Here is a 12,464-nt window from a genome sequence, read left to right as displayed (position 1 = left end):
CGAGGTCCGGAGAAGACGGGACCGGCGCCGGTCGGTGGGTAGGCTGCCACGCATGACCTATGGGAGTGCGCCGGCGCCGCGCAGGAGCGGGATGACCACGGCGGGGAAATGGATGTTCATCATCGGGCTGGTGCTGTCCCTCATCACGGCGGGGGTGATGGTCTGGGGCTTCGTCCAGATCGTGAACGCGGCGGAGTCCATGGAGAGCGAGGCCGTCTCGCTCAGCACCCCGCAGGCGGTGACGATGGACGAGGGGGAGAGCAGGTTCGTCCTGGCCGACTCGTCCGGAGCGGTCTCCTGCACCGTCACCCCGCCCGGCGGGACCGAGCAGCCCCTGAGCGCATCCGACATCGACGACGCGGCGGCGGACGCGACGACGCTGACCGTCATCGGCGGGCACGCCGCGACCGTCGCCGGGGAGCACACCTTCACCTGCGAGGGCGGTGAGGCACGCCTCAGCGGGCCCATCGACTCCTCCGCCCTCGTCGGGGCCGGCGCCGCCGGTCTGGCGCTGCTCGCCCTGTTCCCCCTCGGTCTGGTCACCATCATCGGCCTGATCCTGTGGCTGGTGGGCCGCAGCAAGGACAAGAAGCAGCAGAACGCCATGCAGGCAGGCGGCCCAGGGTACGGCGCTCCCTACGGTCAGCCGGGGTACGGCCAGCAGGGCTCCGGCCAGGGTTACGGCCAGCAGGGTTACGGCCAGGCCCCCTACCCGGGACAGCAGGGCTACGGGCAGTCGGGACCGCAGGACTCGCCCGGCTGGGGCCAGCCGGGTGCCGGTGGGCAGAGCGGCAGCACCCCCAGCTACGACCCCGACAACCCCTACGGCTCCCCCGACACCTCGGACGGCTCCCAGGGACGCCCGGACGGTGGGGGCCGCTCCTGACCGGACGGCCGAGGAGACCGATGAGATCGACCGGTAGAGCACGGGCCCCCATCGTGGCCTCGGTGTGCGCCGCGGCTCTGGTGCTTACCGCCTGCGAGGGCGACCCCGGCGATGGCGCCAGCGGGACCGCCGACGGCGCCAGCAGGACCGAGGGCGACGGGGGGCGGGGTGGCTTCCTCGGGCTCGGGGGCGACGACGCGGACGAGCCGGAGCCCGATCCGCTGACCCCCGTGTTGGCTGAGACCTGGGACTGCACCGACTGCGAGGACCCGGACGGCCCGGCGGCGGCGGTGCTCACCGCCGACCGACCCGACGAGATGGCCGCCGATGCCAGCGCGCTCTTCTTCAAAACCGCCCCGGTCGTGGTGCTGGCCAGCGCGGACGAGCAGGTGCGGGCCGCCTCGGCCGGGGTCGCCCTGGGCGTGCCGGTGCTGGTCGACGGGAGCTCGGCCTCCGCCGAGCTGGAGCGTCTGAACGCCGAGGTCGCCCTCGTCGTCGGCGAGGTCGCCGACCCCGGCATCGACGTGGTCGTGCCCGAGGACGACGCCGGGCTGGCCGAGCTCCTCGGGATCGACGGCGAGGTAGTGACCGTCAGCGCGGAGGACGCCCCGGGCCGGATCGGCGAGCTCGACCCGGACCAGCCCCAGCTGCTCGTGCCGGACAGCGAGCCCGCCGCCGACGGGGACGACCAGGACGACCAGGCCGACCAGGGCCAGGCAGACGGAGAGGCAGCCACCTCCACGGCCGCCCCCGACAGCACGGCCTCCCCCGAGCCCCTCACCTCCGACCGCGACGAGCTGCCGCCGACCGACCGCGCCGAGCCGCATACCTCGGTCGCGCTGATGAGCACCGGGGCCGAGCACGACCTGGCGGCGCTGGGCACGGCCAGGGCGGCGGGCGCGCACGTGCTGGTGGGGCCGCATACCGATCCGCGCGCCTCCTCCGAGACGGTCCAGGCCCTGGCCGACCTCGAGGTCACCGCCCTCGTCGGCCTGGGCGAGGACTTCGGCACGGCGCCGGACCTGGCCTGGAAGGCGAGCGCCGCTCGCACCGGGGTCGAGCTGCCCGGCGGTGGCCAGCTGACCCTGCCCGGCAAGACCTACGTCGCGCTCTACGGCACGCCGTCGACCGGCTCCCTGGGCGTCCTGGGCGAGCAGCCGATCGAGGAGACGATCACCCGGGCCAAGGAGTACGCCGCGCGGTACGAGCCGCTCACCGACGGGCCGGCCGTGCCGACCCTGGAGATCATCGTCACCGTCGCCAGCGCCCAGCCCGAGTGGGACGGCATGTACTCCAACGAGCTGCCCATCGAGGAGCTGCGGCCGCTGGTCGACCTGGCCGCCGAGGAGGGGGTGTATGTCGTGCTCGACCTGCAGCCTGGCCGGCACGACTTCCTCTCCCAGGCCCAGCGCTACGAGGAGCTGCTGCTGCTCCCGCACGTCGGGCTCGCCCTGGACCCGGAGTGGCGGCTCGGCCCCGACGAGGTGCACCTGGTGCGCATCGGCTCGGTCGAGGTCGAGGAGGTCAACGAGGTCGTCGACTACCTTGCCGACCTCACCCGGGAGCACGACCTGCCGCAGAAGATGCTGGTCCTGCACATGTTCCAGCTGGGGATGATCCCGGACGTCGACGAGGTGGACCGCAGCCGGGACGAGGTCGCCGTGCTCATCCACGCCGACGGGCAGGGTGCCCAGGGCGACAAGCAGGCCACCTGGCGGGCGCTGCACCACTACGCGCCGTCGATCGAGCACTGGGGCTGGAAGAACTTCTACGACGAGGACACGCCCATGCTCACGCCCGAGGAGACGATGAGCCAGGTCGACCCGGCGCCGGACTTCATCAGCTACCAGTAGGGACCGGCTTCATCAGCTGCCGGCAGCAGCCACCCGGCTCAGCCGCGCAGCGAGATCCGGGCCAGCGCCAGGGCGTCCGCGGGCGAGAGGCCGAGGTCACGGACCTGCCGGGCGTAGGAGTCGGCGGCCCGCCGGGCGGCCGCGAGGAGCGCGGGGTCCCGGATCTCAGGGGTGTATGGGGTGTCGGGCCGGGCAGGGTGTGCCGTCCCGTCGGCCAGCTCGCCCGCCGAGACGCGCGTCGAGACGAACGTCCCGGCCCGGCCGCGGCCCTCGATCAGCCCCGCGGCCTCGAGCTCGCGGTAGGCCCGGGCCACCGTGTTGGGGGCGATCCCCAGGTCGCCGGCCAGCCGGCGGACGGTCGGCAGCCGGTCCCCCGGCGCGAGCTGCCCGCCCCTGATCTGCTCGGTCAGCTGGCGCCGCAGCTGCTCGAACGGCGGCTCGCTCGACGCCGGGTCCACGACCAGCATCAGACCCGGGCCCCCAGCTCGTCGGCCGAGCGTCCTTGCCACAGCCGGCTCCGGAAGCGGTCACCGGCGTGCGGCCGGACCCACCACGGGCTGGTCGCGAGCAGGGTGACGACGATGACGAGGGGCACGACATACCCGGCGATCAGGAGAGCCAGGCTCCAGGCCGGACCCACCTGGCCCGCGTCCGCCGCGACCTGCGAGGCGGCGTCATCCAGGGTGACCCCGCAGACACTGATCGCCAGCAGGGCGACGAGTGCCAGCGGCGTCAGCAGCCCGGTCAGGGTGTGGGCGCGCAGCGCGTCCTGCCAGTACAGCTCGCTCTCGTCCGCGGCGGGCTGGGGTGCATCGAGCACCCGGCGCACCGCCCACCAGCTCAGCAGGGTCAGGACAGCCAGGGCCACCAGCAGCACCGGCACCGGGCTGCGCCACAGCACCTCTGCGGAGAACCACCGCGAGCCACCCACGGACAGCGTGGCGACCAGCGCCACCAACCCGGCCGCGACCAGGCCGGCGCTGAGCAGGAAGGCCTGGCGCGGCACGTAGTCGCCGAACCCGGGAGCGACGGTCCTGGCCGCGCGCGGGCCTTCCCCCGGGACTCCCGGCCGCCACAGCTCGGCCACCACGGTGCCGGCCGCGCCGAGAACCACCAGGAGCGAGATGACCAGCCAGCCACCGTCGTCGAGCGGTGGCTCACCAGGCCAGACCAGGGCCACCACCAGGAGCACCACGCCACCGAGCAGCATCGCGACGCCCGCGCACAGCGTGCGCCGGGTGAGCTTGGCCTCCATGGTCGGGCGCAGGCTCGGATGCACCTGGCCCCCGACCCGGCGGGCGAGGTCGTCCACCTGCCAGTGACGGAACCCGGACGAGAGGGGCAGCACCATGGCCGCCACCCCCAGAACCAGCAGGACGATCGCGTCGGTCAACATGTGCTCTCCCCGGCTCGACAACTTTGTGTTGCCACAAAAGTAGGCGTCCGGGGACGATTGTGTCAATACATTCGAGGTTCAGCGGGTGACGGACGACCGGTGGCGGCCGGGTCGACCGGTCCCTGGTGCTCCTTGACCCCCGAGACCAGCTCGAGCAGGAACGGCCACTCACCCAGCTGGGTCACGCTGCGCTGCAGGCACGGGGGCATGTCCTCGCTGGTGGCCCCCTCGGCCAGCATCCCGCCGACCGCGCGGGCGCAGACGACCGCGTCCCACACCGCGTCCGCGGGCGTGTGCGGGCAGACGACGGTCGTGCTGACGTCCACGTCCGGCAGCAGGGTGGGGTCGTTGCTGAGGATCCTGCTCTGCAGGACGTGCAGCCACTCCCCGGGGTCGAGGCCGAAGTCGTGGCGGAGGTGGTGGCTGTGGCGGCGCAGCAGCTCCAGGGCCTCGGTCGGCCGGCTCGAGGCGTAGTAGGCCAGGGCCGCGAGCTCCACCGCGTCGCCCCGCTCGGGGTACTCGTCGCACAGTCCCAGCAGCGTCGGCAGTGCCTGCTCGGCCTGGCCGCTCCAGATCAGCGCACGCAGCCGCAGCAGCCGGGCCCGCTCCAGCAGCGCCTGGCCGGCGTGGCGCACCGACTGGCCGAACTCCGCCGGCAGGTCGGCCAGCACCCGCGTCGGCTCCAGCTCGGTGCGACCGGCCAGCAGCTGCTCGGCCCCGACGGGGTCGCGCCGGTCGAGCAGGCGCTGGGCCTCGGTCACCGCCACCTGGAGCTGGTCGAGGTCGACCTGGACGTCCGGGTCGAGCAGGTAGCCGTCGTCGCGGTGCAGCACGAAGTCGCCCACCCAGCCGGCCTCGTGCGCACCCTTGCGGATCGCGGAGACGTAGACCTGGATGGCGTTGGCCGCCGAGCGGGGCGGGTTACCTCGCCAGAGGGCGTCCGCCAGGCGGGCCGGCGCGACGACATCGGGCGCGGTGACCGCCAGCGCGGTGAGCACCGCCCGCGGACGAGCCGCCAGCTTCACCGCTGACCCGTCGATCACCAGCGTCGTGCTCCCGAGGACACCGACGACTGCCTTCATCGCTCCAGTATGTCGCACGGGACCAGGCTGGTGGAGGGAACTGAAAGAGTGCTGATCAGCGGGCGCGTATGGTGGTAGACATGTCACCTATCCGCGTCTCCGTCCTTGACCTGCTCCCCGTCCGCTCCGGCCAGACCACCGCACAGGCCCTGGACGCCGCACGGAGTCTCGCCCGGGTCGCCGACGGCGCAGGGGTGCACCGCTACTGGCTCGCCGAGCACCACAACACCCTGTCCGTGGCCTCCACCAGCCCGCCGGTGGCGATCGGGATGCTCGCCGCGGTGACGCAGCGGATGCGCCTGGGGTCCGGCGGCGTGATGCTGCCCAACCATGCCCCGCTCGCGGTGGCCGAGCAGTTCGCCCTGCTGGAGGCGGCATACCCGGACCGGATCGACCTGGGGCTCGGACGCGCTCCCGGCACCGACCCGGTGACCAGCTGGGCCCTGCGCTCCGGGCTCTCCGAGCAGGACCAGGTCCAGCGCTTCCCGGAGTACGTGCAGCAGGTGATGACCTTCATGTCGACCGAGGGTGCGGCCGTCCAGATCGGCCACCGCCAGCACGAGGTCCTCGCCACCCCGCGGGCGCAGCAGGCGCCGCCGGTCTGGCTGCTCGGGTCCTCCGATTACTCGGCGCGCCTGGCCGCCCAGCTCGGGCTGCCCTACGTCTTCGCCCACCACTTCTCCGGCCGGGGCACCGCCCAGGCGCTGGACCTCTACCGGTCCAGCTACGCCGGCGAGGGTGAACCCACGACCTTCCTCACCGTCAACGCCGTGGTCGGCGACGACGCGCAGCAGGCGCGCGACCTGGCGCTGCCCTTCCAGCACATGATGGCCAGCCTCCAGGTGCCCGGGCCTCAGCAGCGGCGTCCGCTGATGACCGTGGAGCAGGCGCAGGCGGAGCCACTGCCGATCCCGCAGGGGTCCTTCGACGCCGTGACCTCCTCCTGGCTGCTGGGCACCGCCGACGAGGTCGCCGAGCAGGCGCGCGCACTGGCCGCCGAGTTCGACGTCAGCGAGGTCATGATCCAGCCGGTGGCGGGCGCGTATGACGCCGAGCCCGTCGACCGCGACGTGCACCGCGAGCGGACGGTGGCCGAGCTGACGGCGCGGCTGACCTGAAGGCCCCTGACCTGAACGCCGGCTGACGACGGAGCCCGCAAGCCCGGCGTCCGCCTGCACCGGCGGTCTGCTGCGCGTGCACCGGGCCCGGCGCTCTGCCAGCCTGGATGTCCGGCCCGGCCCCGGGCCGTGCCCGCCCGAGCACCAGGAGGACACCGTGACCTACCAGGTCGGCTACTTCGTCGGCAGCCTGTCGTCCACGTCGATCAACCGGACGCTGAGCCAGGCGCTGATCCACCACGCACCGGACGACCTCGAGTTCACCGAGATCCCGATCAGGGACCTGCCGCTCTACAGCCCCGACTTCGACGCGGACTACCCCGCGGAGGGCACGGCGCTGAAGGAGGCGATCGCGAGCACGGACGCCGTCCTGTTCGTCACCCCGGAGTACAACCGCTCCATCCCCGGTGCGCTGAAGAACGCCATCGACTGGGCCTCGCGGCCCTGGGGCCAGAACTCCTTCGACCACCTGCCCGCGGCCGTCATCGGCGCCTCCCCGAGCGGCATCGGCACGGCCGTGGCGCAGCAGAGCCTGCGCGCCGTGCTCGCCTTCTGCAACGCCCGGCAGATGACCGCCCCGGAGGCCTACATCAACTTCAACCCCGAGGTGTATGCCGAGGACGGCACGGTGAGCGACCCGGAGCTGGAGCAGATCCTGACCGCCTACATGCAGGAGTTCCGGGACCACATCGAGCGGGTGCTCACGGTCCTGCCGCGCGGCTGAGGCCGACCCACTGGCCGCTGGCAGGATGAGGCACATGCGCGCCCTCCGCTTCGACGCCTTCGGCCAGCTGCCCTACGTCACCGAGGTCGCCACCCCCTCGCCCGAGCCGGGCGGGGTGGTGGTCGCGGTCGAGGCCACGGGCCTGTGCCGCTCGGACTGGCACGCCTGGCAGGGCCACGACGACGACATCCGCGAGCTGCCGCACGTGCCGGGTCACGAGTTCGCGGGCGTGGTGCACGCGGTCGGGGCCGGGGTGGAGCGGGTGGCGGTCGGGGACCGGGTGGTGGTCCCGTTCGTCTGCGGGTGCGGCACCTGCGAGGTATGCCGTGCCGGCGGCTCCCACGTCTGCCCCGACCAGTGGCAGCCCGGGTTCAGCGGGCAGGGGTCGTTCGCGGAGTACGTCGCCATCCCCCGGGCTGACGCCAACGTCGTGCAGCTGCCGGACGCGGTCGGTGCGGAGGTCGCGGCGGGGCTGGGCTGCCGGTTCGCGACGGCATACCGGGGCGTGGTGGACGTCGCCCGGGTCCGGGAGGGTGAGCGGGTGGTGGTGCTCGGCTGCGGCGGGGTCGGTCTGGCGGCGGTGATGATCGCGGCCGCGCAGGGGGCAGAGGTGATGGCGGTGGACGTGACCCAGGCTGCGTTGGAGCTGGCGGCCGAGGCCGGTGCCGCCCGGGTCGTCGACGCCTCGGAGCGGGACACCGTGGACGCGGTCCGGGACCTCTGGCCGCACGGCGCGGACGTGGCGGTCGACGCGCTCGGGAGCGTCGGGACCGCCCGCGATGCGACCCTCAGCCTGCGCACCCACGGGCGACACCTGCAGATCGGGCTGCTGCCGCCGGCGGTGGTGCAGAACCGGGCGACGGTGCCGATGCACGTGGTCATCGCCCGCGAGCTGAGAGTGCTGGGCAGCCACGGGATGCCCGCAGTCGACTACCCGCGGATGCTGCAGGACGTCGCGACGGGCCGGCTGACCCCCGAGCGGCTGATCTCTCGGACGATCACCCTGGAAGAGGCACCCGCGGCCCTGGCCGCGATGGACACCGGTGCCACGCCCGGGGTGACGATCATCCGCCCCTGAAGCGGATCTGCGACAGCTGTTATCGCCGAGCCTCCCCCCACGGACTCGCGCTGCGCTGTATCTTCACGTCCGCGGACCCCGTCAGGCAGTTGCCGCCCCCGGCCCGAAGTCGCCGCCCCTTCGTCAAGATTTCAGGAGTGCACCATGTCAGCAGCTGCCCCAGAGACCCAGGGCAAGAAGTCGGCCCCCCTTGCCCGGGTGATGCGCCCGGTGAACTCCCTCGTGGAGAAGTTCATCCCCAGCGCGTTCGTCTTCGCCGTGGTGCTGACCTTCGTCGTGGCGATCGCGGCCTTGGTCCTCACCGACGCCGGCCCGACCGACGTCCTCACCGGCTGGGGCGACGGCCTGGCCGGGCTGCTGGCCTTCATGACCCAGATGGCCCTGATCCTCCTGCTGGGCCACACGCTGGCCAACACCGGCCCGGTCCGCAAGCTGCTCGCCCGGCTGGGCGGGGTGCCGAAGACGGTGCTGCAGGCCTACCTCTTCGTGTTCGTCATCGCCTCTCTCGCCTCGCTCATCACCTGGGGGCTCGGCCTCGTCGTGGGTGTCCTGCTCGCCAAGGAGGTGGCCGCCCAGGGCCGCGAGCGTGGCCTACGGCTGCACTTCCCGATGCTGGTGGCCGCCGGCTACTCGGGCTACGTGATCTGGCACATGGGCTACTCGGCCTCTGGCCCGCTCACCGCGGCCACCGAGGGCTCCTTCATCGCCGAGCAGCTCGGCCGGACCATTCCCATCGGCGACACGATCTTCACGTGGTGGAACATCACCGGCGCCGTCGCGACCATCATCGTCGTCGGCATCGCCCTCGCCCTCGTGGCGCCACGGGAGGGCGAGCAGGTCATCGAGCTGGGGTTCGACGCGCGTGACTCCGACAATGTCGACCTGGACGACGAGATCGTCACGCCGGCGGACCGGGTCGACGCGAGCCGGGTGGTGACGCTCCTGGTGGGCCTGGCCCTCACCGCCTACCTCGTGCTGCACTTCGCGGACGGCGGGACGGTCACCCTCGACATCGTCAACTGGACCTTCCTGGCGTTGATCCTCCTGCTGGTGCGCAACACCTTCGAGCTGATCGCGCTGGTCAAGAACGCGGCATCCAACGTCGGGGAGATCCTCCTGCAGTTCCCGCTGTATGCCGGGATCATGGGGATCATGGCCACGTCCGGCCTCATCACCGTCTTCTCCGACTGGGTGGTCAGCGTCGCCAACCCGACCACGTTCGGGGTGCTCGCGTTCTTGTCTGCTGGTGTCGTGAACTTCTTCGTCCCCTCCGGGGGAGGGCAGTTCGCCGTGCAGGCCCCGGTCATGCTCGACGCCGCAGAGCGCCTGGGTGTGGACCCGTCCGTCGCGATCATGGCGATCGCCTACGGCGACCAGTGGACCAACATGATCCAGCCCTTCTGGGCGCTACCGGTGCTCGCGATCGCCAGCCTGAAGATGCGCGACATCCTCGGCTACACGACGGTCACCATGATCGCCTCCGGGCTCGTCTTCGCCGCCATTCTGCTGCTCGTCGGTGCAGGGGTCTAGAGATCGACGGGTGGCGGCTGGTCATGGGCCAGTGCGAGCTCGGCGGCTGTATCAGGTGGTTGTCGGAGGCGCAGTCTGCGGGTCGGGCAGGTCGCCCCAGCGGTCCCAGTCGCCGAACGTCGGTGTCGCTCCCACCCACAGCGGCGACACGTCCACATCGCGATACTCCGTCACCCGAGCCTGCGGCTGGGAGGTGATGGTCTCCCGGCACCGGGCCCGACCGTCAGGCCAGAACTGCCAGATCTTGTGGGCCACCGCCTCGCTGAAACTCTGCGGCCGGTCCGCGTCCTCGTAGACGTAGGTGGTCAGCTGGGAGAGAAAGACCCCGTCGCCACCCTCTTCCTCGCTGAAGTGCCTCACCTCGACCGTCGATCCGTTCTCGTCATACCGGGACACCTTGAGGTAGTCCCCACCGGGACGGACGATGAGGGTCCAGTCCGGGACGCGGTGGCCGTCGCCGATCCGGCTGACCGAGAAGGCTGGCCCCTTCTCCCAGCGTTCGCGGACCTGCTCCTCGCTGATCTCGTCGATGGGTTCACCCGTGAAAGAGTTCCAGTCACGGCCGAAGCGGTAGTGCATAACGGTCCTCCTCAGGGGTTGCCATAGACGGCTGCGGTGTAGTCGAAGCCGTTGATGTCGATGATGCGTATGCCTTTGGTCTTTGCGTACTCCGCCAGCTCGGGCGGGATGACCCCGCCCCGCTGGGGCGGCACCTGGAGAATCATGTCGCCATCCAGGAACTGCCGGCCAAGCTCTCCGGAGCTGGGCACGTCCCTGATTCTCGCGCCCTCAGGATACTTGCGCACCAGCTCGTCGATGTGACCCTTGGCGGTGCCCAACGTGACGTCGTTCAGCTGCGTCAGCTTGCGGGAGATGATCTCCTCACCAGGCACATAGCTGTCGAGCTTGACATACCCGCCGCGACCGCCGGGGTAGTCGATGTACACCTGGTTGTAGGGGTAGTTCGGGGCCATGAAGTCGTCGAACTTCTTGCCGGCCACGACGTTCGTCAGCCACGGCCGGTCTGCGAACACGCGTTGCTGCCACGGTGACAGGAAGGACTGGGGCGTGAAGTTCGCCGGGTCGCGCATCTGGGTCAGGTCGGTGAGGACCCGTCCGCCCGGCAGCATCCGGTTGACGTCGAGGCCGTTGTCGACGGCCCGTCCGAGGGAGGCCAGCTCCTCGGCCGTGAAGCTGCGCCGGACCCACTTGCCGCCCACGGCGAACCAGCCGACGACCGGGATCATGCCGGCGGAGGAGATCGCGGCGTCGGTGTAGTTGCCCTCGGCGGTGTACCAGGCGGCGTTGAGGCCGTCCGCCCACTCCCCCAGACCGGGGACCAGGCCGACGATGTCGAGCAGCACGTGCCCGACCGAGGCGTACCACGGCGGCGTGTTCTCCTCCGCGATCCGCACCTCGCGCTCGATCGCGTTCACGATGCTGTCGAGCTGGCCCGCGGTCACCGGCTGCCAGGCCGGCATGTGCTCCACGGGCATCGAGGCCACGCCGGTCTGCAGACCCAGGACGAGCTGCTGCAGACCGTGCTCGTCGGTGCCGCGGTGGCGCAGGACGTGCCAGAGGTAGGCGTTGACCTCCGCCGGGCCGTCGTCGGTCTCGATGGTCGTGGTGGGACCGTCGGCGAAGATCCGTCGCATCGCCTCCGGATTCGCCCCGAGCGCCTGAAAGAGGGCCCCCATCGGGTCCGCGAGGTGGACCGCCCCGGGGCTCCTGGCCGGGTCCGGGTCGATGACCTGGTCGCCGAACCCGAGGGTCCACGCCGACGCCCCGCGGTCGCCCTCGTAGTCCTTGAGTGCGCCGTGCACGGCGAGCAAGAGGTCGGTGCTGAAGGTTCCCCGGCTCAGCACCAGCGTCAGGCGGTGCGCTCCGCCGAACTGGGCGCTGCGCTCGAGGTGCGCCGACCAGTCCTGCGCCATCCCCGGGACGGCGAGGGGGCCGGTGCCCTGGGAGGCGAGCCCGAGCGACATACCCAGACCGTTGAGGAGGCTGTCGTAGCGCTCGTCGAAGGCCCGCATGCCGTCCTCGTCGAGGCCACGCGTCTCGTACTGTCGGTGGTCGTTGACCGCACGCAGGTAGTGGTCGAGGTCCTCGGGCGAGAGCTGCGTGGCGAGGATGCGGGAGAAGTAGGGGTCGTGGGCGTGCTCCCGGAGGATCTCCAGGATGCGTTTGTCGACGTCCGTGCGATCGCCGGGCTCGGTCTCCATGAGCCCGGTGAGCTCGTCGACGAGGGCGGTGAGCGCCGCGTCGTCCAGGGTGCTGATGACGCTCTCGTCGATCTCGACGACGCCCTCGCCGCCGAAGCCGGGAGTGCTGGAAGCGATGATGCGGGCCAGGGCAAGCCGCCGGTGGAGGTCGCGGACGCGGTCCTCCATCCACGTCCAGATCTCCTGGCTGGGCATCACCTGGTCGACCGAGCCCGTGCCGAGCCGCACCTGGGTGAGGCGGCCGTGCACGGTGGTGGCCGCCGACGGCAGGTCTGCCTTGGCGCTGGTCAAGTCGTTGACCAGGGATTCCATCGCGCCGATGTCGATGCTGACGAGGGCCATCTCAGCGCCGCCTCACCGGGGACCTGAGCTGTGCCACCTGACCTGCCAGGCCGTGCTCTCCACCCGGTCCGGCTGCCCGGCGATCGCCGCGTCGAAGGTGTCGATGGCCTCCGGCCCCGCATCGTTGAGCACACAACAACTACAAGACGGCGCTGGAGTCGGTCCCTCCCCGGGTGAGTTCTGCAGCGCAGCCTAGCGTCGTCCCCGTGCCTCGTCGTCCCTCGTCGTCGAGC

The 12,464-nt window shown here is 71.6% G+C and carries 11 protein-coding genes; 6 read left to right on the top strand and 5 right to left on the bottom strand.

Annotation, left to right across the window (positions count from 1 at the left end):
• Nucleotides 1–52: 52 nt before the first annotated feature.
• Together ESZ52_RS19195 and ESZ52_RS19190 are read left to right on the top strand one after the other, a co-directional pair.
• Entirely contained in the window at nucleotides 53–886 is an 834-nt protein-coding gene (locus tag ESZ52_RS19195) for a hypothetical protein (RefSeq protein WP_181010065.1), read from the top strand.
• Between the two features lie 20 nt (nucleotides 887–906).
• Nucleotides 907–2,739: a hypothetical protein gene (locus ESZ52_RS19190; RefSeq protein WP_181010066.1), complete on the top strand. Its 1,833-nt coding sequence runs from the start codon at nucleotides 907–909 to the stop codon at nucleotides 2,737–2,739.
• Nucleotides 2,740–2,777: 38 nt separating this feature from the next.
• Here ESZ52_RS19190 and ESZ52_RS05955 read toward each other — a convergent pair whose 3' ends face one another.
• The 3 genes from ESZ52_RS05955 to ESZ52_RS05945 all read right to left on the bottom strand — a co-directional run bounded on the left by ESZ52_RS05955 (nucleotide 2,778) and on the right by ESZ52_RS05945 (nucleotide 5,217).
• The gene (locus ESZ52_RS05955) at nucleotides 2,778–3,206 is read right to left on the bottom strand and encodes a GntR family transcriptional regulator (protein WP_181010067.1); all 429 of its coding nucleotides are present in this window, start codon (nucleotides 3,204–3,206) and stop codon (nucleotides 2,778–2,780) included.
• Nucleotides 3,206–4,135 (bottom strand): hypothetical protein, encoded by a 930-nt coding sequence (locus ESZ52_RS19185; RefSeq protein ID WP_181010068.1) that lies wholly within the window; start codon nucleotides 4,133–4,135, stop codon nucleotides 3,206–3,208. Before ESZ52_RS19185 ends, ESZ52_RS05955 begins: the two co-directional genes overlap by 1 nt.
• Nucleotides 4,136–4,197: 62 nt before the next feature.
• Nucleotides 4,198–5,217, bottom strand: a complete 1,020-nt coding sequence (locus tag ESZ52_RS05945; protein WP_131104122.1) for an AfsR/SARP family transcriptional regulator — start codon at nucleotides 5,215–5,217, stop codon at nucleotides 4,198–4,200.
• Between the two features lie 80 nt (nucleotides 5,218–5,297).
• Here ESZ52_RS05945 and ESZ52_RS05940 point away from each other — a divergent pair, with 80 nt between their 5' ends.
• The 4 genes from ESZ52_RS05940 to ESZ52_RS05925 all read left to right on the top strand — a co-directional run bounded on the left by ESZ52_RS05940 (nucleotide 5,298) and on the right by ESZ52_RS05925 (nucleotide 9,667).
• Nucleotides 5,298–6,335, top strand: a complete 1,038-nt coding sequence (locus tag ESZ52_RS05940) for an LLM class flavin-dependent oxidoreductase (protein WP_181010069.1) — start codon at nucleotides 5,298–5,300, stop codon at nucleotides 6,333–6,335.
• A 157-nt stretch (nucleotides 6,336–6,492) separates the two neighbouring features.
• Entirely contained in the window at nucleotides 6,493–7,059 is a 567-nt protein-coding gene (locus ESZ52_RS05935; protein ID WP_131104121.1) for an NADPH-dependent FMN reductase, read from the top strand.
• Between the two features lie 34 nt (nucleotides 7,060–7,093).
• Entirely contained in the window at nucleotides 7,094–8,137 is a 1,044-nt protein-coding gene (locus tag ESZ52_RS05930) for an alcohol dehydrogenase catalytic domain-containing protein (RefSeq protein ID WP_131104120.1), read from the top strand.
• A 144-nt stretch (nucleotides 8,138–8,281) separates the two neighbouring features.
• A complete protein-coding gene (locus ESZ52_RS05925; protein WP_238154676.1) occupies nucleotides 8,282–9,667 on the top strand; it encodes a short-chain fatty acid transporter in 1,386 nt (461 codons plus the stop codon).
• Nucleotides 9,668–9,718: 51 nt separating this feature from the next.
• Here the strand turns inward: ESZ52_RS05925 and ESZ52_RS05920 are convergent, their stop codons facing one another.
• Nucleotides 9,719–10,246, bottom strand: coding sequence for a hypothetical protein (locus ESZ52_RS05920; protein WP_131104119.1), 528 nt, complete (start codon nucleotides 10,244–10,246; stop codon nucleotides 9,719–9,721).
• A gap of 11 nt (nucleotides 10,247–10,257) precedes the next feature.
• The gene (locus ESZ52_RS05915) at nucleotides 10,258–12,231 is read right to left on the bottom strand and encodes a hypothetical protein (protein WP_131104118.1); all 1,974 of its coding nucleotides are present in this window, start codon (nucleotides 12,229–12,231) and stop codon (nucleotides 10,258–10,260) included.
• Between the last annotated feature and the right edge of the window lie 233 nt (nucleotides 12,232–12,464).

This window comes from Ornithinimicrobium sufpigmenti (assembly GCF_004322775.1).
GTDB classification, from domain to species: domain Bacteria; phylum Actinomycetota; class Actinomycetes; order Actinomycetales; family Dermatophilaceae; genus Ornithinicoccus; species Ornithinicoccus sufpigmenti.
The sequence above is the reverse complement of the archived record's forward strand: the minus strand, read 5'-3'. Positions and strand labels throughout refer to the sequence as shown.